Annotated in this window: 21 protein-coding genes; 13 read left to right on the top strand and 8 right to left on the bottom strand. The window is 59.3% G+C overall.

The annotated features are described in order from the left end of the window. Positions 1-4 precede the first annotated feature (4 nt). Positions 5-316, bottom strand: coding sequence for a transcription factor S (locus ACP5EL_RS00965; protein WP_428400564.1), 312 nt, complete (start codon positions 314-316; stop codon positions 5-7). A gap of 91 nt (positions 317-407) precedes the next feature. Here ACP5EL_RS00965 and ACP5EL_RS00960 point away from each other — a divergent pair, with 91 nt between their 5' ends. After that, positions 408-1,064 carry a DUF5612 domain-containing protein gene (locus tag ACP5EL_RS00960; protein ID WP_428400562.1) on the top strand — a complete coding sequence of 219 codons (657 nt, stop codon included), beginning with the start codon at positions 408-410 and terminating at the stop codon, positions 1,062-1,064. A gap of 70 nt (positions 1,065-1,134) precedes the next feature. Here ACP5EL_RS00960 and ACP5EL_RS00955 read toward each other — a convergent pair whose 3' ends face one another. Both ACP5EL_RS00955 and ACP5EL_RS00950 read right to left on the bottom strand, forming a co-directional pair. Next, positions 1,135-1,386, bottom strand: coding sequence for a glutaredoxin family protein (locus ACP5EL_RS00955; RefSeq protein ID WP_428400561.1), 252 nt, complete (start codon positions 1,384-1,386; stop codon positions 1,135-1,137). Between the two features lie 40 nt (positions 1,387-1,426). After that, complete coding sequence (locus ACP5EL_RS00950; RefSeq protein WP_428400560.1) at positions 1,427-1,795, bottom strand: hypothetical protein; 369 nt, start codon at positions 1,793-1,795, stop codon at positions 1,427-1,429. A 375-nt stretch (positions 1,796-2,170) separates the two neighbouring features. On the opposite strand from ACP5EL_RS00950, the gene ACP5EL_RS00945 reads away from it, so the two are divergent. The 4 genes from ACP5EL_RS00945 to ACP5EL_RS00930 all read left to right on the top strand — a co-directional run bounded on the left by ACP5EL_RS00945 (position 2,171) and on the right by ACP5EL_RS00930 (position 6,541). Beyond that, positions 2,171-2,404, top strand: a complete 234-nt coding sequence (locus ACP5EL_RS00945) for a histone family protein (RefSeq protein WP_428400558.1) — start codon at positions 2,171-2,173, stop codon at positions 2,402-2,404. A 34-nt stretch (positions 2,405-2,438) separates the two neighbouring features. Next, positions 2,439-4,331 carry a Glu-tRNA(Gln) amidotransferase subunit GatE gene (gatE, locus tag ACP5EL_RS00940; protein ID WP_428400557.1) on the top strand — a complete coding sequence of 631 codons (1,893 nt, stop codon included), beginning with the start codon at positions 2,439-2,441 and terminating at the stop codon, positions 4,329-4,331. 116 nt (positions 4,332-4,447) lie between these two features. Further along, positions 4,448-5,572, top strand: a complete 1,125-nt coding sequence (locus ACP5EL_RS00935; protein WP_428400556.1) for an ORC1-type DNA replication protein — start codon at positions 4,448-4,450, stop codon at positions 5,570-5,572. Between the two features lie 105 nt (positions 5,573-5,677). Then, positions 5,678-6,541, top strand: coding sequence for a phosphate ABC transporter substrate-binding protein (locus ACP5EL_RS00930; protein WP_428400555.1), 864 nt, complete (start codon positions 5,678-5,680; stop codon positions 6,539-6,541). A 95-nt stretch (positions 6,542-6,636) separates the two neighbouring features. On the opposite strand, the gene ACP5EL_RS00925 is transcribed toward ACP5EL_RS00930, so the two are convergent. Continuing rightward, a complete protein-coding gene (locus ACP5EL_RS00925; protein ID WP_428400553.1) occupies positions 6,637-7,503 on the bottom strand; it encodes a hypothetical protein in 867 nt (288 codons plus the stop codon). Between the two features lie 665 nt (positions 7,504-8,168). Here ACP5EL_RS00925 and ACP5EL_RS00920 point away from each other — a divergent pair. Beyond that, entirely contained in the window at positions 8,169-8,411 is a 243-nt protein-coding gene (locus tag ACP5EL_RS00920; protein WP_428400552.1) for a GlsB/YeaQ/YmgE family stress response membrane protein, read from the top strand. Positions 8,412-8,937: 526 nt separating this feature from the next. Here ACP5EL_RS00920 and ACP5EL_RS00915 read toward each other — a convergent pair. After that, on the bottom strand, positions 8,938-9,948 hold the full coding sequence (locus ACP5EL_RS00915) for a methyltransferase (RefSeq protein WP_428400551.1): 1,011 nt from the start codon (positions 9,946-9,948) through the stop codon (positions 8,938-8,940). A 147-nt stretch (positions 9,949-10,095) separates the two neighbouring features. Between ACP5EL_RS00915 and ACP5EL_RS00910 the strand changes: the two genes are divergently transcribed. The 4 genes from ACP5EL_RS00910 to ACP5EL_RS00895 all read left to right on the top strand — a co-directional run bounded on the left by ACP5EL_RS00910 (position 10,096) and on the right by ACP5EL_RS00895 (position 15,265). Continuing rightward, positions 10,096-11,373 (top strand): ATP citrate lyase citrate-binding domain-containing protein, encoded by a 1,278-nt coding sequence (locus tag ACP5EL_RS00910; RefSeq protein WP_428400550.1) that lies wholly within the window; start codon positions 10,096-10,098, stop codon positions 11,371-11,373. After that, positions 11,370-13,214: a citrate/2-methylcitrate synthase gene (locus ACP5EL_RS00905; RefSeq protein ID WP_428400549.1), complete on the top strand. Its 1,845-nt coding sequence runs from the start codon at positions 11,370-11,372 to the stop codon at positions 13,212-13,214. The genes ACP5EL_RS00910 and ACP5EL_RS00905 overlap by 4 nt, the downstream gene beginning before the upstream one ends. Positions 13,215-13,281: 67 nt before the next feature. Beyond that, the gene (locus ACP5EL_RS00900; RefSeq protein ID WP_428400548.1) at positions 13,282-14,520 is read left to right on the top strand and encodes a 3-isopropylmalate dehydratase large subunit; all 1,239 of its coding nucleotides are present in this window, start codon (positions 13,282-13,284) and stop codon (positions 14,518-14,520) included. Positions 14,521-14,590: 70 nt separating this feature from the next. Continuing rightward, positions 14,591-15,265, top strand: coding sequence for a CehA/McbA family metallohydrolase (locus ACP5EL_RS00895; RefSeq protein WP_428400547.1), 675 nt, complete (start codon positions 14,591-14,593; stop codon positions 15,263-15,265). A gap of 122 nt (positions 15,266-15,387) precedes the next feature. Here the strand turns inward: ACP5EL_RS00895 and ACP5EL_RS00890 are convergent, their stop codons facing one another. Beyond that, positions 15,388-15,582 carry a cold-shock protein gene (locus ACP5EL_RS00890; RefSeq protein WP_428400546.1) on the bottom strand — a complete coding sequence of 65 codons (195 nt, stop codon included), beginning with the start codon at positions 15,580-15,582 and terminating at the stop codon, positions 15,388-15,390. 111 nt (positions 15,583-15,693) lie between these two features. Beyond that, entirely contained in the window at positions 15,694-16,416 is a 723-nt protein-coding gene (locus tag ACP5EL_RS00885; protein ID WP_428400545.1) for a right-handed parallel beta-helix repeat-containing protein, read from the bottom strand. A 119-nt stretch (positions 16,417-16,535) separates the two neighbouring features. Here ACP5EL_RS00885 and twy1 point away from each other — a divergent pair, with 119 nt between their 5' ends. From twy1 to ACP5EL_RS00870, 3 genes are all read left to right on the top strand, one after another. Further along, positions 16,536-17,465: a 4-demethylwyosine synthase TYW1 gene (gene twy1, locus ACP5EL_RS00880; RefSeq protein WP_428400544.1), complete on the top strand. Its 930-nt coding sequence runs from the start codon at positions 16,536-16,538 to the stop codon at positions 17,463-17,465. A gap of 230 nt (positions 17,466-17,695) precedes the next feature. Beyond that, on the top strand, positions 17,696-18,061 hold the full coding sequence (locus ACP5EL_RS00875; protein ID WP_428400596.1) for a response regulator: 366 nt from the start codon (positions 17,696-17,698) through the stop codon (positions 18,059-18,061). Between the two features lie 263 nt (positions 18,062-18,324). Next, complete coding sequence (locus ACP5EL_RS00870; RefSeq protein WP_428400543.1) at positions 18,325-18,891, top strand: GNAT family N-acetyltransferase; 567 nt, start codon at positions 18,325-18,327, stop codon at positions 18,889-18,891. A gap of 185 nt (positions 18,892-19,076) precedes the next feature. Here the strand turns inward: ACP5EL_RS00870 and ACP5EL_RS00865 are convergent, their stop codons facing one another. After that, a complete protein-coding gene (locus tag ACP5EL_RS00865) occupies positions 19,077-20,108 on the bottom strand; it encodes an FmdE family protein (RefSeq protein WP_428400542.1) in 1,032 nt (343 codons plus the stop codon). Between the last annotated feature and the right edge of the window lie 287 nt (positions 20,109-20,395).

Genomic DNA, 20,395 nt, shown 5'->3' with positions numbered 1-20,395 from the left:
CCCATCAGTCGTACTCTCTCCAGGTGAAATTGCACTTTGTGCATCTGAAGAAGCGGACCTCGCTCTCGTCGGCGGACCGCAGCTGCCGCAGCCACCAGTAGGCGGTATCGTTTCCGCACTCAGGACACTTGTACTTGGTGGTGGGAAGGCCTGCCGACTCGGAGTCCTCTATCACCGTCATGGTACGCTCTTTCTGCTCGGTCTTGCTGACGATGGTGTCGCTCTTCTTCATCTCAATCCTCTTGCCACACCTTCTGCAGACCAGCACGCCCTCCGAAGGCACCATTATGCTTTTACAATCGGGACAAAACTCCATCAGATGACGAGTACTCACTCGTCATATTAAAGTTTACCAGTTGAGTAAAGGTACTTGATGTTGAGGAGATCTTCATGGCTCTGAGGTGATCATGAGCACTGCAATTAACGTAATCTGTGAGAACAGGCCGGGAGTCTTGCGGGACATAGCCGGGGTCGTCGCAAGCCTTGGGGGCAACATCGAATATACCCAGCAGTTCGTCCTGGAGAGGGGCGTGAATACGGGCAAGGCCACCGTCTACATGGAGATCGACTCGCTGGCCCCGGGAATGGTGGAGAACCTGGAGGGCCTCCCCGCGGTCCTGGAGGTATCGGTTCACCTGTCCTTCGAGAAGATCTACGGGTCCAGGGTGATCATCATCGGAGGGGGAGCCCAGGTGGCCCAGGCGGCGGTGGGGGCCGTCAACGAGGCCGACCGACACAACCTCAGAGGGGAGAGGATCAGCATCGACACCATCCCCTTGGTGGGGGAGGCAGCAATAGCCGACGCCGTCAACGCCGTGAGCCGGCTCCATCGGGCCTCGGTTCTGGTCCTGGCGGGAGCCCTGATGGGCGGCAGGATATCCGAGGAGGTCCAGAGGATCCAGGAGGAGGGGATCCCGGTGATCGCCCTCAAGATGGCGGGATCGGTTCCCCGATACGCAGACCTGGTGGTGACCGACCCCATCCAGGCCGGGACCTTCGCGGTGATGCACGTCGCCAAGACCGCGATCTTCGACATAAAAAGGGTCCGTGGCATGGAGTTCTGAGCCCAAAAGCGGATATAGGTTGCGTCCTCCGACGATAGCTCTGAAGCGGCGGTTTCGCCACCGAAGCGGCTTAAGTGCGAAGCCCCATCGCCTCGAGATCTCTGATCACGTCGCCCTCGAAGAGCTCCTCCACGGTGTAAAAGTCGTCCCCTGCCATGAGGACGGGGGCGCTGAGGGTGAATATGCCGTTTACCCGAAGCTCCGTCAGGGCCTCGGCGCTGGCCATATCCACGGTATCGAACTCGACGCCCCAGCCCTTCAGTACCTTTTTGACCTGCTCGCACCGCGGACAGTCGGCGGTGGTATAAACTACGTACTTCATAGCTCCTCCTTCTCTTACTCCCACTCTTTGCAAGGGCGATTCATCTCAACAGTGCCGGATACTCCCACTCCGCCCAGACGGCGTAGCCCTCATCGACGGCCCTCTGGGCACACTCCCTGCAACAGGAGAAGTTTGCGAGGTAGGGTATTCCCTCCATCTCGTGCTCGAAGATGCGGTTGCAGCTGAGCCCCATCACCCTTCGGCAGTCAAGGCCCCGGCAGAACTCATGTTCGTCGGCCGCCATCGGAAACTCGTCCTCAAACCAGATCTTCGGCAAAAGGACCGGGAGTATAGCCACGTCCATGCCACATCCACATGGCCCGTAGGTGTCCTCGGGCCCATCGTAGACGATGGCCTTTCTGATCAGATAATCCATCTTCCGCCACCCCAATTTCGATCTCTTGCTCACCTGGTTTGGGGCCAGCGACCTAAATAACCTTTCTCGTCTTGCTGACCTTTCTCGTCCTGCCTTTGCCCAAGCTCGCGAGGTCCTGGCAGCGATAAAAAAAAACGGGCCCGAGCGGGGATCGACAGGAACTGATCTTCCCGGCCCCTCTCTGCAGAGATGAGAAATAAAGATTCATTATGAGATTTTTGGCCGAATATGCTTATATCTCCATTTTTCTTCAGTTTTCCGGTATAATATTGTCTGTGAGTTTACGAAAATTATATATAGTGACCTGATGGACAACGTAATGTCTATTAGGCCCTTTAGTCGGAGAAGAAGCGGTTTTGATCCTTTTTCTGACTGTAAGAGCCGAATTATGGTAGGAGAGGAGACTTAATGGCGATACTTCCGGTGGCACCGGTCAGCAGACTTATTCGCGAGGCTGGAGCCAAAAGGGTCAGTGAAGGTGCGCGGGACGCCCTCGCAGAAATTCTGGAGAGCTACGGCATGGAGGTGGCCGAGGAGGCCGTCGAGTGGGCGAACCACGCCAAGAGGAAGACGGTGAAGGCCGAGGACATCAGAGAGGCGGTCAAGAGGGTTAGGCCGCCCCGGGCACCCGGCACCGACTGAAATTATATAACCCTAGAGGTAGGGTCGTCTCTATATGCCTGAAAGCTTAGACTACGCCTCCCTGGGTCTGGTATGCGGTATCGAGATCCACCAGCAGCTCGATACCGCCGCCAAGCTGTTTTGCGGCTGCCCCACAAGGATCAGAGACGTGGAGGAGTCGGACCATCGGTTCTTCAGGTACCTGCGACCGGCCAGGAGCGAGCTTGGCGAGATCGACAGGGCCGCCCTGGAAGAAGTTCTGGTCACTCGAAAGTTCATCTACTGCTCTTACGACTCCACCTGCCTGGTGGAGGCTGACGAGGAGCCCCCCAGCGAACTGAACCGCGAGGCTCTGGAGATAGGTCTCATCGTCTCGCGGCTTCTTTCGATGCAGATCGCAGACGAAGTTCATACCATGAGGAAGATCGTGATCGACGGCTCCAACACCTCCGGCTTTCAGAGGACCGCCTACCTCGCCTCCCACGGCTCGATCGATACCTCCTGCGGCGATGTCGGGATGGAGACGATCTGCCTTGAGGAGGAGGCGGCGAGGATCATCGAAGATCGGGGCGACGAGGTCGTCTACTCCCTCGACCGGCTGGGGATACCCCTCGTCGAGATCTGCACCTCCCCCGATATCGTCTCTCCCCAGCACGCCCGGGAGGTGGCCCAGAGGCTGGGGATGATCCTCCGCTCGACGGGGAGGGTCAAGAGGGGCCTGGGGACGATCCGCCAGGACGTCAACGTCTCCATCAGGGACGGGGCGAGGGTCGAGATAAAGGGGGTCCAGGATCTGAACATGATCGAGACTATCGTGGCAGTCGAGGCGAACAGGCAGCTCCTCCTGCTGAAGATCAGAGATGAGCTTCTGAGGCGAGGAGCAGAGGTTCAGGGCCGGGTGGCTGACCTCACCGGGATCTTCGCACCCAGCGAGTCGAAGGTGATCAAATCCGCCCTCGGCAAGGGTGGCGTGGTATTGGCGGTGAGGCTCGCCGGCTTTGCTGGCCTTTTGGGAAAGGAGATCCAGCCGGGACGGCGGCTCGGCTCAGAGATCTCGGACCGGGCCAAGAGGGCGGGGGTCGGCGGGATCTTTCATTCTGACGAGCTTCCAGCCTACGGCATCACCCAAAAAGAGGTCGAAGCCGTTCGGTCCGAGCTTGAGGCCCGCGAGGGCGACGCTGTGGTGATGGTGGCGGCGGACCGGGGCCGGGCAGAGGCCGCCATGAAGGCGGTCCTAGAGAGGGCGAGGGAGGCCCTGGTCGGGGTTCCCGAGGAGACTAGACGGGCCCTTCCCCAGGGGACGAGCGAGTACATGAGGCCCCTTCCGGGGTCCGCACGGATGTACCCGGAGACGGACGTTCCCCCCGTGGTGGTGACCCCCGAATACGTCTCGTCCCTCAGCCTCCCCGAGCTCTTCGACGAGAGGGCGGCGCGGTTCGAGGAGGAGTACGGGCTCGGCCACGAGTTTGCGAACCTGATGGCTTCGTCGCCGAACTACCAGCTCTTCGAGGAGGCCGTCGGAAAGCTCTCCCTTCCCCCAGCCCTGGTGGTGAGAACCCTGGAGATGATACCGAGGGAGCTGGCCCGGGAGGGGATTCCGATCTCGAATCTGACGGAAGATCGCTATCTTGACGCCCTATCCCTCATCGCCGGGGGCGGCGTGGCCAAGGAGGGGGTTCCTCAGCTTCTGGAGACGATGGCAAAGAACCCCCAGCTCTCTGCCGCCCAGGCCGCAGAGGCTGCGGGCCTTGGGGGCGTCGACCGGGGGGGGGTCGAAGAGGTGGTGGTCGGGATCGTCGCCGAAAAGGAGGCCTTCGTCAGGGAGAGGGGCGAGGCGGCCCTGGGGCCCCTGATGGGCCTTGCGATGAAAGAGCTTCGAGGAAAGGCAGACGGCGCCCTCATCAGCTCCATCCTGAAGAGGGAGATCGATCGGCTTTTGGCGGAGTAGACGCCGCCCGAGGGCCCGAACTTACCAGCGAGTTCGGGCCAGGCAACCTTATTTATTTCTAGCCGAGCCAACTACTATTTTGTCTGTAGAGATCCATACCTTCGGAGGCTTGAGAGGTGAAACGAGAGATCCTCCTCTGGGACGAGACCATCTTCAAGGACCGGGAGGTCCTGGAGTTCGACCACCTGCCCGAGCACTTCGCTCACCGCGATTCTCAGATGGAGTCCCTCAAGTTCTGCGTCCGCCCCGCCTTCACCGGGGCTCGTCCCGTGAACGCCCTCTGTCTCGGCCCACCGGGCACGGGGAAGACGACCGCGGTCGTCAAGCTCTTCAGCGAGATCGAGGCCCACTCTTCGAAGGTGGTCCCGGTTCACGTCAACTGCCAGATGGACCACACCAGACACGCCATATTCCTGCGGATCTACAGCAAGCTCCTGGGCCACTCGCCGCCCACAAGCGGGGTCTCCTTCAAAAGGGTCCTGGAGCGGATCGCGAGGGCGATGGCTAAGGATGACCGGATCTTGGTGGTGGCCCTCGATGACGTGAACTACCTATTCCCTGAAAAAGAGGTGGACCGGGTCCTTTACACCCTCCTTCGGGCCCACGAGACCTTCCCGGGGTTTCGGGCCGGGGTGATCGCCATCCTCAGCGAGCCGGCCCTCAGCTACATCTTCGATCCGAGGGTGGGGTCGGTCTTCCAGCCCGAGGAGATCAGCTTCCCCCTCTACTCGACGGAGGAGATCAGAGATATCCTGGAACGCCGGGTACAGAGGGGCTTTTATCCCGGCGTCGTCTCGGAGGAGATCATCGATCTGGTCTCAGAGATCACCGAGAGGGCCGGAGACCTCCGGGTCGGGATCGACCTTCTCAAGAGGGCCGGGATGGTGGCGGAGAGGAGGGCGTCGAAGACGATATCTCATGAGGACGTCGAAAGGGCCCGCGAGAGATCGAGGCTCGTCCACCTCTCGAGCGCCCTGAAGCCCCTCCGGGAGGACGAGCTCCTCCTCCTGGGACTCGCGGCGGAGATGGAGACCGCCAGGGCGGGAGATCTATACGAGAAGTTCAAAGACGCCACCGGATCGGGATACACCCGATTTCACGAGATACTCAACAAGCTGGATGCCGCAAGGCTGATCGATACCGACTTCAGCGGTCCGGGCCACAGGGGCAGGTCCAGGGTCGTCCGCATAAGGTACGATCCCAAAGAGGTGCTGGAGAGGGTCAGGCAGAAGGAGATATGAGATATATAGAATACGTATCCCCATTATCAGTATTTCTCGGTAAGGCCACCTATTTATCCTATTGTGATAAATTTTATACCAGATACCTGTAAGGGGTGGTTTCTGATGAATAGACCTTTAGTATCCTTTTTGGTCGCCCTTCTGGCGATCGTATCGATCCTGGGATTTTCGGGATGCATAGACGAGGAGAAAGATGCGGCTTCTGCCGGGGAGGCGGCCGCCGTCTCCGTCGCCGGGTCCACCACGGTGATGCCCCTGGTGGAGGCCTCTGCCGAGGAGTTCAACAAAATTCAGAATGAAGTCCAAGTCTCCGTCACCGGCGGTGGGTCGGGCGTCGGGATCAAGAACGCGGCCGAGGGGCTCGCAGATATCGCCATGGCCTCGCGAGAGGTAAAGCCGGACGAGATCGCCACCTACGGCGACCGCTTCCAGGAGTTTCTGGTGGCCTATGACGCCATAGCGGTCGTGGTGAGCCAGCCGATCTATGAGGCCGGGGTCACGGGCCTCTCCCAGCAGCAGGTGGCCGCCATCTACAGCGGCGAGATCAATAACTGGAAAGAGGTGGGCGGTCCCGACGAGAGGATCTACGTGGTGGCAAGGGAGGTCGGCTCGGGCACTCGAGATACCTTCAATGGGATGGTGATGGGGAGCGTTGAGGCCGAGACCCCCGGGGTCACCACCTACCATGGCAGCAACGCCGAGGTGAAGACCGCGGTGACGAACAGCGATAAGGCGATAGGATACGTGGGGATGAACTACGTCGAGGGCGGAGCCCTCCGGGCCGTGGCCTACGAGGGGGTCATGCCCTCAGCAGAGACGATAAAGGACGGCTCCTATCCCCTATCTAGGGCCCTCAACCTCTACACCTTCGGCGAGCCGAGCCCAGCCGCCGAGAAGTTCATCGACTTCGTCCTGAGCGATGAGGGGCAGGATATAGTCGAGAAGTCCGGGTTCGTCCCCGTCCGCTGAAAGCATAAAAGCTCAAAATTAGAGGGAGCGGCGCTGGCGATCGAAAAGCCAGCGCGACTCAATTTTTCATCTTGATTTCTGGCGAATCTGCCTGATTACAGAGGCTGCTCCCGAGACTTATCGCTCCAGGAGTCACCCCAGGCGACATCCCGGCAGGTGCAGTCGAAGATCTCCTTCTCGCCCCAGATCTTGTCGTCGTCTTCCATCTCGCTGTAGCCGCCGACGCAGCAGGAGAGCCAGTCCTTGGGGCCTTTGGGTTTGCTCTTCTCGGCGCAGAGCTTCATGTTCTTTTTGATGGTGAAGGATCCGACGTAGTTCTCGTCGATCTCGATCAGGGGATCTTTCCATCCGCGGCTGCCGTCGGGATCTGTGAGGAGCTCCCCAAGGTGGACCGTACCCTCGGTCACCGTCTCCTCGATCCCCATCTCAGCGAGACCGTGGCCCGCCACGCCCTCCTCGTTGCTCTCGATACACTCCAGGTTCACCCTGATATCCTTCTCGAAGCCCTGGGCGTACTCGATCTGGTGGTGCATCGAGACCCCCTCCTGGTAGCTCTTACTCTGGGTCTTCTCCTTCAGCTTGGAGTTGTAGACGATCGGGTTTTCGGCGTAGTACCCTGTCCCGTAGGCGAAGCTCTGGGGGGCGTAGTTCATCTCATTCTGCTCTACAAAGGATATCTCGCCCTGGTGGACCTTGGTCTCTTTCGATTCGTACCGGCCGGTGTTTTTGTCGAACTTGTAGTACTTCTTCTCCTCCTGGCTGGAGTTTATCAGGGTCGCCGAGTCCATGCTCCCGCTTCCGTGCATGTAGTTTTGGAGCTGGAGAGTCTCTGTGTTAACCTTCTGGTATACCATGGCGAACCCCTCACCAGAGACGTCCTGTTCGAAGTAATGCTCATTCTCGACGAAGTATCCCTCGGGGTTATTGGCGGCCAAAGATGGGCCGGACACCAGCATAACCATGAGCCCAGCCCAGATCATCATGACTGCGACCCAGATCTTTATAATCGTCCCTACATCCCTCATATATCCATCCCTTTTCCAAGTTTGATGTTGTTGATCGCGATTCTCGCACCGACGAACATAACCATTAGGGATATGGGGTATAAAATTAATCACAATAATATAAATAGATCTACCTGCTGTGATTATTCGACTTTTGAATATATAGTATATATATTGGCCGGGTTTCTGAAGAGCTGGGGATCTCGTCTTCGTCGGCCTCGATCTTCTATTTGTAAATTTATTCTAATAAAATTATTCCTCTTCGGGCGGGCAGAATGTCGGAGCGGCGACCGGCTCCAAGAAGACCCTCCTCCGGTGGCAGATCGATGGCTTCGATCGGCAGATCGACAATCTCGTCTACGAGCTTTACGGATTAACGGAGTAGGAGATCGCCATCGTCGAGGACGCCGCCCAGTGATCTCGCCGCCCTGCGGGTGCGGCCAGCGGGGCGGTCTTTCGCCGCCGAGAGTATATTTTTCAATTTTATTTTAGATATTCGATCTTATTGTGCCCTCGACGACGTATTCCGCCTGTTGATTGGGCCTCGCTACCCCGGGAATGCCGAGCCACCAAAAGTTTTTAAGCCTAAGGTGTATTCTCCTCATAAAAAGAGGTGATGTTGGATGTTTGGTTGGCTTTGGTTTCTGATCATAGGGATTATTGCAGGCTGGCTGGCAGGCCAGATTACGAGAGGGAAGGGATTCGGGCTTATCGGGAACATGGTGCTGGGAGTAATAGGCGCCTTAGTCGGGGGGTTTCTCTTCGGGCTGGTGGGCCTTTCTGCCCACGGTTTCATCGGATCGCTGATCGCGGCCACGGTCGGAGCGGTGGTATTAATATTTGTGGTTGGTTATATTAAGAAGTAAGAAATAAGAAGGAAGAAGGCTCCGACTTCGAGGGCCAGGCTCGACAGAAGATCCGGTGGATGTGAGGCTGAGCACCGATCCAGCTCACCTCTGATCGAGCCGATGGTCGAATCTCAGATCGACCGGATCGACCGTGTAGAGCTGGATCGGGAGTCGAACCTGTATCTCGATCCTCTCGCCCACCACCCTTACCGCCCAGATCTCAGAATCTAAACAATATTGCACATGAAGAGCGTTTTGTTAATCCCCTTGGCAATTCCAGGGGTCTGGGTAATCCCCTTATCGATTCCAGGGGTCAGGTTGATCCCCTTGGCAATTCCGGAGGGCAGGTTGATGCTCCTGTAAGTTCCTGGGGTCAGAGTTGGACTGAGCTGCACCGATACCTCTTGGCCGGATGTGAACGACTTAGAGGATGCCAGAGAGAATTGGGAAAGGGCACTGGAGATACTCCAGCATTTTCTGGGCGAGGACCACTCCACCACCGTAAAGGTGCGAAAGAACCTGGAATCGCTCCGGCGATCGACTCCTACACGATCACGATCTCGCCGCAGACCCTGCACGCCTCGGCGATCCGGTCGAACTTCATCCCAGGGAAGGGATCGATTAAGCATAAATCCGTCGGCTCGGCCCGCGAGAATAGCCGTTCGGCATCGCCGAAGTAGACCTCGATCTTGATATTTTCGCCCTCGGCCTGCGCCACGAGGTTCGGCTCTCCGCCGACCTCGCCCGGCGGGGTTTCGGGCCGCTCGATCTTCTCGATCCCCAGGATTGAGCGGTTCGCCTCCAGGTTGAGGATGGCGTCCTCCACCGCCGGGAGCCAGGCGTCGTTCGTGACGACCCGCTCCGCGCCAGCGAGGGCGGCCACAAGGCCCAGGGTTCCGGGTCCTGCGAGGACATCGGCGACACTGGTGAGCTTGCCCCGGAAGTACAGCTCCTCCAGGATCTTCATCTTGGGTGCGCTCTGTCTGGGAAACTCGACGTGTATTTTTGACTGATGCTTGTAGATCACAAGCTCGCCGATTAATGAGGATACGACGTCGCAGCGCAGGTCCGAGCCCGCCAGAAGCTCCCAGCGGGTGGGCGCAGCCCGGAGGTCTGCGACGCCGGGGACGCCCCCGCCCCGGATTACGCCCTTTATTTCAGGGACCTTGGCGACGATCTCAGCGGCGGCCTCCTTCGTCAGGCCCTCGCCGACGATGATCAGCTCTCCTTTCCCGAGTCTCGGCGGGTAGGCCAGGGGGCTGCCCACCTCTACCAGGGGCCAGCCGATCGACCGGAGGGGGTCGGTTTTGCTTCGGAGATTGTGGTCCACCAGGACCCCCATAGCCTCGGTCATCACCAGGTCCAGGGGCGCCCTGCCGCAGCCGGAACACCGCTTCCGGCCCCCTTCCATCGCGGCGAGCCTCGCGAAGCTCGCCCCCTTATCGAGAGCGGGCTCTTTCGGGCAGTCCGGGCAGGCCATATAAAGCGCATTTAAGCTCTCCAAGACCTCTTCTGCGGGCCTGATCTTCTCGACCTTGCCGGGTTGCGGGACCATGAAATCTCTTAGAAATGGGTCACTATTTCAGCCTTTCCGGGCGAGTTTCGAGACCGTTTATGGACCGTTTAGGGTCCATTTTTGGACCCTTTCGTAGAAAGATTTGTAAACAAAAAAGGCCCTCCCCATGGGGAGGAGGTTTTGAAGATGGCACAAAGAGGGATTAGGGAATACGACGCCAAGAAGATGCTGGCAGAGCGCCTTCCCGATTACGTTGATGATTTCGATTACGACGGTCAGATCGTCCTTGTCACCCCAGAAACCGATCTGGAGGTGGTGGCGGTCGAAAACCCCTGGGTCAAGAAGAAACGGCTGGTGGTCAAACCCGACCAGCTCTTCGGCAAAAGGGGCGCCCACGGCCTGATCCTTCTCGACGCCACCTGGGACGAGGCCCGCGAGTACATCGAGGAGAAGATGGGCAAAGAGACCCTGGTGGGCGCCGTCGTCGGGCCCCTGACCCACTTCCTCATCGAGCCCTTCGTCCCCCACGATCGGGATGAGGAGCTCTACGTGGCCATAAAGTCCGACTATGAGGGGGACGTCATCTACTTCTCCCCCGAGGGAGGGGTGGACATCGAGGCCAACTGGGACCAGGTTACAGAGATCGCCGTCCCCGTCCTGACGAGGATCGAGGAGCTGGACCTCAAGTCCCAGCTTCCGGCGAATCTCGGCGAGAGGCGAAAGCCGATCGCCTACTTCATCAAAGGCCTCTACCAGCTCTATCGAGACCTGGGCTTCGCCTACCTGGAGATCAACCCCTTCGTCTTCAGCGACGGCAAGATACTTCCCCTGGACCTGGTCGCCAGGCTCGACGACGCAGAGGCATTCTGGCAGAGGAGGAGCTGGAAGGGCCTCGAGTTCCCCGAGCCCTTCGGAAGGGCCCTCACCGAAGAGGAGGCCCACATCAAGGAGATCGACTCCCGGACGGGCGCCTCCCTGAAGCTCACCATCCTGAACCCGAAGGGCAGGGTCTGGACGATGGTGGCGGGAGGCGGTGCCAGCGTCATCTACGCCGACACCATCTGCGACCTCGGCTTCGCTGGCGAGCTCGCCAACTACGGCGAGTACAGCGGCGACCCGTCCACCGAGGACACCTACGAGTACACCAAGACGATCCTGGATCTGATGACCAGGGAGAAGGACCCCACGGGGAGGCCAAAGTGCCTTCTCATCGGCGGCGGTATCGCGAACTTCACCGACGTCGCCAAGACTTTCAAGGGGGTGGTGATGGCCCTGGAGGACTACCGGGAACGGCTCCGGGAGACGGGGGTCGAGATCTACGTCCGGCGGGGCGGGCCCAACTACGAGGAGGGGCTCCGGATCATGAGAAAGCTCGGCGAGAGGCTGGGGGTCACCATCCACGTCTACGGACCTGAGACCCACATGACCAGGATCGTTTCCATGGCCCTCGGAGAGGGGGTGTGATGATGAAGAGCTACCAGCTTTTTGACAAGAACAGCCGGGCCTTCGTCTACGGGTACCAGACGAACGCCATCCAGAGGATGCTCGACTTCGACTACCTCTGCAATAGGTCTATTCCCAGCGTCGCCGCCATCATCAACCCCAACCGGGCCGGGGTCCACAAGGTCTTCTGGGGGACCGAGGAGATCCTCCTTCCCATGTACATCTCGATCCCCGAGGCGGTGGCGGACCACCCCTCGGTCGAGGTCGTCGTCAACTTCGCCTCTTTCAGGTCCGCCTTCGATACCACCGTAGAGGCCCTGGCCCAGCCGAGCATAAAGACGGTGGCGATCATCGCCGAGGGCGTCCCCGAGAGGATGGCGAGGGTTTTGGCCGCCACCGCGAGGAGGATGAACAAGACGATCATCGGCCCCGCCACCGTCGGAGGGCTCGCCGCCGGAGCCTTCAGGATCGGAAACACCGCAGGAACCATCGAGAACATCATCGAGTCGAAGCTCTACCGGCCGGGATGCGTCGGGTTCGTATCCAAGTCCGGCGGGATGCTGAACGAGGCCTTCAACATCATCGCGAGAAACTCCAGCGGGGTCGTCGAGGGGATCGCCATCGGCGGCGATCGTTATCCGGGAAGCAACCTCATGGACCACATCCTCCGGTTCGAGGCGAACCCCGATGTCGCCATCATCGCCTGCCTCGGCGAGGTGGGGGGGACCGACGAGTATCGGATCGTCGAGGCCCTCAGGGAAGGGAAGATCACAAAGCCTCTGGTGATCTGGGTTACGGGAACCTGTTCCAAGGTCCTCCCCGGAAGCGTCCAGTTCGGCCACGCCGGAGCCAAGGCCCAGACCGACCTGGAGACCGCCGACGCCAAGAACCGGGCCCTGAAGGAGGCGGGGGCCATCGTCCCCGACTCCTTCGACAGCTACGGCGACGAGATAAGGAGGGTCTACGAGAGGCTGAAGGCGGCGGGGTTGGTGGAGGACGTCGTTGAGCCCGAGATCCCCACCATACCCATGGACTACGCCAAGGCCAGCTCTGAGGGGATGGTCAGAAAGGCGACGAACCTCATCTGCACCATATCCGACGATCGGGGGGAGGAGGTCCTCTACGCCGGAAAGCCCCTGAGCCGGGTGATGGACGACCAGATGGGTATCGGCGGGGTGATCGGCCTTCTCTGGTTCAAAAAGGAGATCCCCCCCTGGGCGTGTGAGTTCATAGAGCTCGTCCTCCAGATCGTGGCCGACCACGGCCCCGCGGTCTCGGCAGCCCACAACGCCATCGTCGCCTCCTGCGCCGGAAAGGACCTCATATCCGCTCTCGCCAGCGGCCTTCTCACCATCGGGCCGAGGTTCGGCGGAGCGATAGACGACGCCGCTCGGGAGTTCAAGAGAGCCTACGACTCGGGTCTCGCCCCCGAGGAGTTTGTGAGGGAGATGAAGGCGGCGGGGATCAACATCCCCGGAATTGGCCATCGGATCAAGAGCGTCAAGAACCCCGACAAGAGGGTTGAGCTTCTCATCGGCTATGCGAGAGAGAACTTCAAGAAGACCGAACTTCTCGACTACGCCCTCTCCGTCCAGGAGATCACCACCGCCAAGAAGGGAAACCTGATCCTGAACGTCGACGGATGCATAGGGATCCTCTTCTTGGACCTGATGAGCTCCTGTGAGGTCTTCGACGAGAGGGATATCGACGACGTGATCAAGTACGGCTATCTGAACGGCCTCTTCGCCCTGGGAAGGAGCATAGGGATCATCGGCCACATCCTGGACCAGAAGAGGCTAGAGTCGAGGCTCTACCGCCACCCCCAGGACGATATAGCCTACATGCTCCCGAAGTTCGAATGAACCGATCTGAGTGATAAAAGCGGGCCGGCCTCTCCCATCCGGCCCCTCTTTTATGGGGTGTTTTAAATTGGCTACCATCAGCGAGAAGATATTCAGTCGTGCCTCGGGCCACCGGGCCGAGGCCGGAGAGATCGTCGAGGCGGAGGTGGACCGTGCCATGTCCCACGACGGGACGAGCGTCCTCGCCATCAAGGCCTTTCGAGAGATGGGATCGAAGCGGGTCTGGGACCCAGAAAGGATCGTCGTCCCCTTCGATCACATCGTCCCCGCGAACAACAGCACCGCCGCCGACCTCCAGAGGGAGGTCCGTCTCTGGGTGAGAGATCAGGGGATAGTCCACTTCTACGAGGGAGGTCGCGGTATCTGCCACCAGGTATTCCCCGAAGAGGGGTTCGCCCTCCCAGGAACCCTGGTAGTGGGGGCCGACTCCCACTCCTGCACCTACGGGGCCTTCGGCGCCTTCGGGACCGGGGTCGGGGCCACCGACATGGCCGAGATCTACTCCCGGGGAAGGCTCTGGTTCAAGGTCCCCGAGACGGTGGGGGTCAGAGTATCCGGAAAGCTCGGGGAGGGGGTCCTGGCCAAAGACCTCACCTTGATGCTGGTTGGGGCCATAGGGGCCGACGGCGCCACCTACAAGGCCCTCGAGTACGTCGGCGAGACGATCGAGGCCCTCTCCATCTCCGGGAGGATGACCCTCTGCAACATGGGGGTCGAGATGGGGGCCAAGGCCGCCATCGTCCCACCGGACGAGGTCACCGAGAATTTCCTGAGGGGCAGGGCGCGAAAGCCCGGCCAGCCGGTCCTCTCCGATCCCGACTCTTATGACTCGGAGATGGAGTTTGACGTCTCCGAGCTGGAGCCGATGGTGGCGGCACCCTTCAGGGTCGATAACGTCCGGCCCGTCTCGGAGTTCGCAGGTACCGAGGTCGACCAGGTCTTCATCGGGACCTGCACCAACGGCCGTTATGAGGACCTGGAGGTCGCCGCCCGGATCCTGAAAGGAAGAGAGGTCAAGATGAGGACCCTGGTCATCCCGGCATCGAGGGAGGTCCTACTCCAGGCCATCTCCACCGGCGTCATCGAGACCCTGGCCAAAGCCGGGGCCATGATCGGAACGCCGGGATGCGGCCCCTGCCTGGGAGCCCACATGGGCGTCCTCGCCGAGGGGGAGGTCTGCCTCTCCACCGCCAACAGGAACTTTCCGGGCAGGATGGGCAAGGGCGGCCTCGTCTACCTCGCCTCCCCGGCCACGGCCGCGGCGACGGCCATCGAGGGGAAGATCAGAGACCCCAGGGAGGTCTGAGGGCTTGGGACAGAAGAGCAGAGGGGATGGTCAAGGTCAGAAGACGGAGAAAGGCCAGGAGAAGGGCAGATTGCGGAACGGAGAAAAAACCCGCCTCCTCAGATTCGACCTTCACGTCCATTCGAGCTGCTCTGACGGGAGAGATGGAGTGGGGGCGATCCTGGAGGCGGCCGTCGAGAGGGGGTTGGACGGGATCGCCATCACCGACCACGACACCCTGGAGGGCTCCTTTCTGGCCGAGGAGATCGTTCGAGATAAAGAGCTAGACCTTCTGGTGATCCCGGGAGTTGAGGTCTCCACCTCCGACGGCCACCTCCTGGCCCTGGGGATGAGGGAGCTTCCGCCTCGTGGGCAAAGCCCCGAGGAGACGATCGATTTCATCCACCAGAGGGGCGGGATCGCCATCGTATCCCACCCTTATCACCTCTTCAGGCACGCCATGTACAGGATACCGGAATGCGACGCCGTCGAGGTCTACAACTCCAAGTACATCTTCGGGATCGCGAACTCGTGGGCCAGAAGGAAGGCCGTGATGCTCGGCCTTCCCATGGTGGCAGGCAGCGACGCCCATATGGCCAAGACCGTGGGCCTCGGTGTCACCGTAGTCGAGGTCCAGGGCGAAAGCGTCTCCGACGTCCTGGAGGCGATCCGGGCAGGCCGGGTTGAGATCTCTGGCCGTAAGACCTCGCCCGCAGTCTTCGTAGGCCAGATGGCCCACTGGATGAAGAGGCGCCTTCGGCGATAAGCACGAGTAGACCTAAAGGCTGAAAGAGAGAAGATCTCCAGAGTAAAATTGAAAGTAAAAAATGGGCCGGAACGAGTCCGGTCGCATCTGCTAAGAATTTGCAATTTTTGAGAATTAGGACTTTACTGCTTCTCCACCTTTTCTGCTTTGGGGCCCCTGTCGCCAGTCTCGACTTCAAAACTGACCTTATCTCCCTCATCTATGGAGACGCCCGGCTTCAGACCGCTTGAGTGAACAAAGTAGTCGGTTCCGTCGTCCCCGGCTATAAAGCCGAAATGCTTCGTTCTGTTGAAGAACTTCACTGTGCCAGTAACCATTTCAATTCCTCGTTATTCTGACTAGAAGCATACGACTATTTAAAGGTGCTCCCTTAAGGGCGCTGCAACACATTTTGATCGGGATCTAAAAATATGAAGCAGTGGGTTCGCTCAGCCAACCTGGGCAAGAGCGTCGACGCTCGCGCCGCCCGAGATGTTGTAGGCCGAGTCGCAGATCGTATCGTTATTCTCGTCGGTGCAGTTGAAGGTGCCGTAGTAGTTGCCCACGAGGCCGTCGTCCCAGCGGTTCTGGCCGTCGTCGAAGGCGTCCTCAGTGTTGTTGAAGAGCCTGTTATTGAAGAGAAGGTTCTCCTCGGATCCCAGGAGAGCGATCCCAAAAGAGTTGTTCGTCGCCACGTTGGCGTAAACGGTGCAGTTTGTGGCCCCCTCCAGGATTATGCCCGACCCGCCGTTCTCGCTTGCAATGTTGTCACTGATGGTGCTGCCGTTTGAGACCACCCTGATCCCGGCGTTGCCGGACTCGTTGCCGGAGTTGGTGACCCTCATATTCTTGACCGTCGCCCCATCGGCACTAACCGTTATGCAGCTGCCGTTCCCGTCGGCGTCGATCAGGGGAATGTCGCCGCCGTGCCACTTCTCGCCCCTGAGGATGATCGGTTTTGATACGTTTACGTTGCCATGAAAGTATCCGCTCCTCACCAGGACGGTGTCGCCGGGGCTGGCCCTCTCGATCGCCTCCTGGATGCTGAGGTACTGACAGCCGCAGGCTCTGCAATCGCATACTCTCAGGTCCGCTCCCTGGGCCATCCCAACAGCCATCAGGATGACCAGGAGGGCGAGCCCCGATATGAGTTTGATCTCTCTTCTGATCATGTCGTCTCCCTCTCGACTGTTACGACCGTCTTCAGGATTATTAAAAGCTTTTTCGCTCCGCTTTTTCACACCACTCTCGAATAACTATATAACGGCTCGCCTCTCTCTGGTCCTGCGTTATGATGGAGCGCTTCCCCCCCCCGATAAAAGAGAGGCTAAAAAGGCAAGGATACCACCTGGTGGCCCACGGCGCGGTTAAGCCCTGCCTGTGGCTGCGACGGAGCATCCGCGGAGGCGACCAGTGCTACAAGAACCACTTTTACGGCATCGCAAGCCATCGGTGCGTCCAGATGACGCCGACCCTCCTCTGCAACCACCGCTGTCTCCACTGCTGGAGGCCCATCGACGAGATGCCCGCCTCCTCGGGGGACTGGATCGAGCCTGCAGAGCTTTTGGACGGCGTTCTCTTCGAGCAGCAGAGGCTGATCTCCGGCTACGGCGGCGCGCCGGAGACGACCGATCTCGCCAGGCTCGAAGAGGCCAAGAGCCCCGCCCACGTCGCAGTATCGCTGATGGGGGAGCCGACCCTCTATCCCATGATAAAGGAACTCGTCGAGGAGATCAAAGGTCGGGGGATGACCGCCTTTCTGGTGACGAACGGGACCATGCCCGAGGTCTTAGGCGAGGTCCGGCCCACCCAGCTCTACATCAGCCTCAACGCTCCCGATGAGCAGACCTACCTGAAGGTCTCAAACCCCGTCGCAGACCTATGGGGCCGGTTTCTGGAGAGCCTGGAGATGATGAGGGACTCGCCCTCCCGGACGGTGGCCAGGCTCACCCTGGCTCGAAACCTGAACCTGAAAGATCCCCAGGGCTACGCGAGGCTGATCGAGATCGCAGAGCCGGACTTCGTCGAGGTGAAGGCCTACATGCACCTGGGAAGCTCCCGAAACCGGTTGGAGAGGGATTCGATGCCGACCCACGACGAGGTGGTGGAATTCGCGAGGGACTTATCCGAGATCTTGGGATATAGATTCGCAGATCACGTCCCCCTAAGCAGGGTGGCTCTCCTCTCTCGGGGCAGCGCGCAGGAGAAGATAGAGCTCTGAAGCTGGCCTCCAACTTATTGAGTTTCGTTGAATTTTGTATGATTTTAAGTATTTTTGGTATTATCTTATCATCATTATGGCCGCACCGTCATACTCAACGAGAAAAGTATTTTTAGGGGCGACATCCTGGGGCTATCTGGAGATTGGCGGCGATGTCTGCGGCGATTCAGGGACCAAAAAGCTCGGAGGTGAACGTGAATAAAGCATATCAGAGATTAAAAATTTTGCTCGTGGAGGACAATCCCGACGACGCCGAGCTGACGCAGAGGATGCTCCGGAGGATCTGTCCCGATAGGGATATCTTCATCGCCGCCGACGCCGAGGAGGCCCTCAGCTGCCTTGAGCGCCTCCGCGAGGAGGGCTCTGGCCTTCCTGATCTTATTCTGCTGGACATCAAGCTTCCCCGTCTGAGCGGGATGGAGCTTTTGGAGAGGCTGAAATCCGAACCCGAACTCCGCCGCATACCGGTGGTGATGCTGACAGGCTCTCTCGTATCCGAGCACATCCAGAAGAGCTACGACCTGGGGGCGGTCACATATCTCCTGAAGCCGATCTCCGAGGACGAGCTTCTCATGATCCTGAGCTGCCTATCCTGACCGAAGCACTGAGGCGGAGGGGCGGCCGAATGCATCCGCTTTTCATCCTGGCAGACTTTTCGGTGGTGCTCTTTGATTTGGTTGATATTTCGCGTGGAGTTTTTAGAGACGCTACACAATAGCGCTTTTGATTGCAGATATATCAAAAGGGGTATCCCACAAATCAGAATAGGTCTCCCACTCTTTGGATATATCAACCAATTCCAGACTCACTCCCGACTTTTCTTTTCGCCCGTTTTATCGATCGGCACCTATTGTCGGCCATGATAGTCCCTCCCTCCATCAAGACCGAACGGCTCGTCATCAGGCGCCACGTCCCCGAGGATTTCGAGCCGATGTGCTCCTTCTTCAGCGACGAGGAGGCGACGAGTCTCCTGGACATGACAGCCGAGCAGAAGACCGAGGCGGCCGTCCGCACCCTCCTGGATGCGGTGATCGCCTCCTACGACTCGGAGGAGGCGATCTTCGCCATGGCCATCGTCGAAATGGAGGGCGGCAGGTTCGTCGGCTCCTGCGGCATGGCCCCCGACGACCTGGAGCCCGAGGAGATCCAGATCTTCTACGTGATCCTCCCCGAATTTCAGGGCCGCGGCTTCGCCTCAGAGGCGGCGACGGCTCTCGCCGAGCGCGCTTTCACGAAACTCGGGGTCGAGAGGCTCTTCGCCTCCATGGCCGCCGAGAACGCCGCCTCGGTGAAGGTCGCCGAAAAGCTGGGGATGATCTTCGAGGGATCGACTGAGAAGGAGCTGAACGGCGTCGCCCATCAGGGGCACCGCTACAGCCTCGCCAAAAGCCGGTTCTTTGAGGTCCGGCGAAAAGGGGCAGACTAAAAAAGCTCCGGGGAGAGGTGCGGTGCGGTGCGGTGCGGTTTGGGGGCGGCTTGGTTCGGCCAGCTGGTCGCCGCCGGTGCAGATCCCGATCGAGATAAGGAGAAGAACGGCGAAGAACGGCGAAGACGGAGAAAAAGAGAAAGAAGAAGGGGGGGACGGTAGATCTACCATCCCCGGATGAAGTTTCAGCCGGACTCTACGCCCAGCACCTTGAGGGGGTTGACGCCCGCTCCCTGGAGGGCGACAAGCTCGTCGTTGTTATCCAGATGGAACTCCTTGATGGTGGAGACGAAATCCTCAGGTGAGTCGGCGGCGTCCACCAGCACCAGGTCCTCCTTCAGCCTGTAGGCCCATCTGGGCCAGGTGTCGATGTTGCTCATGTTCCCGGCCTTGTCGAAGTCGAATCCCAGCACCAGGCCGTCGCCCGAGCTCGTGGACGCGTCCCAGCGGATGAAGATCCCGGCGACCCGGGTACCGAACTTCTCGGTCAGGGCATTCGTCTCGTCGGCGGTGAGGTACTTGACGTACATCCCCTTCTTTCCGGGGGTGCAGTCCCAGGCCACCTGGAAGTAGTCATCCTTGCACCAGTTGGGGCAGGCTATCACCTTGTAGCTCTGGTTGGCAGGGTCCTCGATGGGAAGCGTCTTCTCCATGTACTTCGCGAGCAGGAAGCCACTGGAGACCCCGGGGCAGATGTGGTCGTGGAGCTGGACCGCCTTCATGAAGACGTAGGGGGTCTTCTCGTCTGCCCAGACGTTGGCGATGGGCAGCATGTGGCCGAAGACCCCCGGATCCCAGGCCTCGACGTCGGCCAGGACGGTCTCGGCGTCGATCTTGTCCTTCTCCTGAACTTCGAAGCCGGATGCGTCAGCGCTCGCCTTCATGTAGACCGCCTCGCCGGTGTCGGCGTTGAAGAATCCAAACCAGAGCGGCTTCCAGGGAGCGCTGAGGATGTTGATCAGGTTCTCTTTGCCCGGGGTGCAGCCAGTGATCTCCATCACTGCGTCCAGGCACATATCCGTGGTCTGTCCGTCGATCACCGGATATCCGGCGTTGGTGAGGGCCAGAACGTTCACGTCGCCCTTCTCAAAACCCAGCTCGGCCATGGCGTAGTCTGCGGCGTCCGCGCCCAGCTGGTACATCTCCGCCCCATCCCCCAAGGCCATCCCCGGCAGAAGGGCCATCATGATCAGAACAGCAAATACAAATCGATCCATCTTCAAATTATCACCTCTCTCCAATACCTTGCGACCGGCGAATTTGTGCTACGCAAGTCGCCATGGGTCATACTAAATTGTTTATAACCTTTTTGGTTGAAATTCATATTAATCGAAATTTTTGTTGAAAATAATTCACATTTTTAGTTATTCATCTTGGCTAAAATGGCAGAATAACAGAATGACAGAATGACAGAATGACAGAATAACAGAATGACAGAATAACAGAATGACAGAATGGCAGAATAACAGAATGGCAGAAGCAGAGCGCTGATTCTGGAGCAGGC

Source organism: Methanocrinis sp., assembly GCF_049974945.1.
GTDB lineage: Archaea > Halobacteriota > Methanosarcinia > Methanotrichales > Methanotrichaceae > Methanocrinis.
The sequence above is the reverse complement of the archived record's forward strand: the minus strand, read 5'-3'. Positions and strand labels throughout refer to the sequence as shown.

Coding starts and splice junctions, on each gene's coding strand:
- ACP5EL_RS00965 (WP_428400564.1), bottom strand. CDS start 316: ATGGAGTTTTGTCCCGATTGTAAAAGCATAATGGTGCCTTCGGAGGGC.
- ACP5EL_RS00960 (WP_428400562.1), top strand. CDS start 408: ATGAGCACTGCAATTAACGTAATCTGTGAGAACAGGCCGGGAGTCTTG.
- ACP5EL_RS00955 (WP_428400561.1), bottom strand. CDS start 1,386: ATGAAGTACGTAGTTTATACCACCGCCGACTGTCCGCGGTGCGAGCAG.
- ACP5EL_RS00945 (WP_428400558.1), top strand. CDS start 2,171: ATGGCGATACTTCCGGTGGCACCGGTCAGCAGACTTATTCGCGAGGCT.
- gatE (WP_428400557.1), top strand. CDS start 2,439: ATGCCTGAAAGCTTAGACTACGCCTCCCTGGGTCTGGTATGCGGTATC.
- ACP5EL_RS00930 (WP_428400555.1), top strand. CDS start 5,678: ATGAATAGACCTTTAGTATCCTTTTTGGTCGCCCTTCTGGCGATCGTA.
- ACP5EL_RS00925 (WP_428400553.1), bottom strand. CDS start 7,503: ATGGTTATGCTGGTGTCCGGCCCATCTTTGGCCGCCAATAACCCCGAG.
- ACP5EL_RS00920 (WP_428400552.1), top strand. CDS start 8,169: ATGTTTGGTTGGCTTTGGTTTCTGATCATAGGGATTATTGCAGGCTGG.
- ACP5EL_RS00915 (WP_428400551.1), bottom strand. CDS start 9,948: ATGGTCCCGCAACCCGGCAAGGTCGAGAAGATCAGGCCCGCAGAAGAG.
- ACP5EL_RS00910 (WP_428400550.1), top strand. CDS start 10,096: ATGGCACAAAGAGGGATTAGGGAATACGACGCCAAGAAGATGCTGGCA.
- ACP5EL_RS00890 (WP_428400546.1), bottom strand. CDS start 15,582: ATGGTTACTGGCACAGTGAAGTTCTTCAACAGAACGAAGCATTTCGGC.
- ACP5EL_RS00885 (WP_428400545.1), bottom strand. CDS start 16,416: ATGATCAGAAGAGAGATCAAACTCATATCGGGGCTCGCCCTCCTGGTC.
- twy1 (WP_428400544.1), top strand. CDS start 16,536: ATGATGGAGCGCTTCCCCCCCCCGATAAAAGAGAGGCTAAAAAGGCAA.
- ACP5EL_RS00870 (WP_428400543.1), top strand. CDS start 18,325: ATGATAGTCCCTCCCTCCATCAAGACCGAACGGCTCGTCATCAGGCGC.
- ACP5EL_RS00865 (WP_428400542.1), bottom strand. CDS start 20,108: ATGGATCGATTTGTATTTGCTGTTCTGATCATGATGGCCCTTCTGCCG.